This is a genomic window from Roseateles sp. P5_B10 (assembly GCF_056400485.1).
Genome location: NZ_JBFULE010001211.1, coordinates 1 through 1,153, shown reverse-complemented (window position 1 = coordinate 1,153; position 1,153 = coordinate 1). Strand labels below are relative to the sequence as shown.

Annotated in this window: 1 protein-coding gene; it reads left to right on the top strand. The window is 65.5% G+C overall.

The window, feature by feature from the left end; translation table 11 throughout:
* Positions 1–330 precede the first annotated feature (330 nt).
* Positions 331–1,153, top strand: an 823-nt coding sequence (locus AC1DU6_RS32175) for an SRPBCC family protein (RefSeq protein ID WP_477862274.1), incomplete at its 3' end; no start/stop codon positions are given.

Genomic DNA, 1,153 nt, shown 5'->3' with positions numbered 1-1,153 from the left:
ACCATGCGCTCCAGCTCGTCGAGCGCCTGCTCGTAGCTGAGGTCGGCATCGCCGTCGCTCGAGGCGGCCTTGGTGCGGGGAGAGGACTTGGTCATTTCAAAACGCGAAACAGCAATTGTAGTCAGCGGGCTTCCTCAGCTTGGTGCCTGCGGACGTAACCGTCGGACGGAGGACGCGGGCATGCGTAGAATCCCGGACCTCTCGCTCGAGCGCGCACGCGCGTGCCTTCGCGCTCCCCTTTTCACACCTAGCAACCTGGCCGACTCGGCAGCCCCGAGATGCGCCGGAGGGACGCAGCACCTCTACCCGCCTGAAAGACCCGCCTGGATCATGTCCGACCTGAGTCTTCCCGTCTCGGCGCTCAAACGCAGCCAGACCCAGCTCCCGGTGAGCGCCTATTTCGACCCCGATCTGTTCCAGCGCGAGCAGGCCAGCATCTTCCAGCGAGGGCCCCGCTACGTCGGCCATGCACTGGCCGTCCCCGAAATCGGTGACCACTACGCCCTGCCGCAGGAGGGCGAGGGCCGGGCATTGGTGCGCTCAAGCCAGGGGATAGAGCTGATCTCCAACGTCTGCCGCCACCGCCAGGCGCTGATGCTCAAGGGCCGCGGCAACACCCAGGCCAATATCGTCTGCCCGCTGCACCGCTGGACATATTCACATCAGGGCGAATTGATCGGTGCGCCCCACTTTGCCGAAGACCCCTGCCTGAACCTGAACCGCTACAAGCTGCGGGAATGGAACGGCCTGCTGTTCGAGGACAACGGCCACGACGTGGCTGCGGAGCTGGCGAAGCTAGGCCCGCGCGCCCAGCTGGACTTCACCGGCTATGTGCTCGACAAGGTCCAGGTCCACGAGTGCAACTACAACTGGAAGACCTTCATCGAGGTCTACCTTGAGGACTACCACGTCGGCCCCTTCCACCCGGGCCTGGGCGGCTTCGTCAGCTGCGACGACCTGGCCTGGGAGTTCGGCAAGCATCACTCGGTGCAGACCGTCGGCGTGCACAAGGACCTGGAGCGCCCCGGCTCGCCCGTGTACCAGCGCTGGCACGACCAACTGCTGAAGTTCCGCGAGGGCCGCCCGCCCGAGGCCGGCGCGATCTGGCTGACCTACTACCCGCACATCATGGTGGAGTGGTACCCGCATGTGC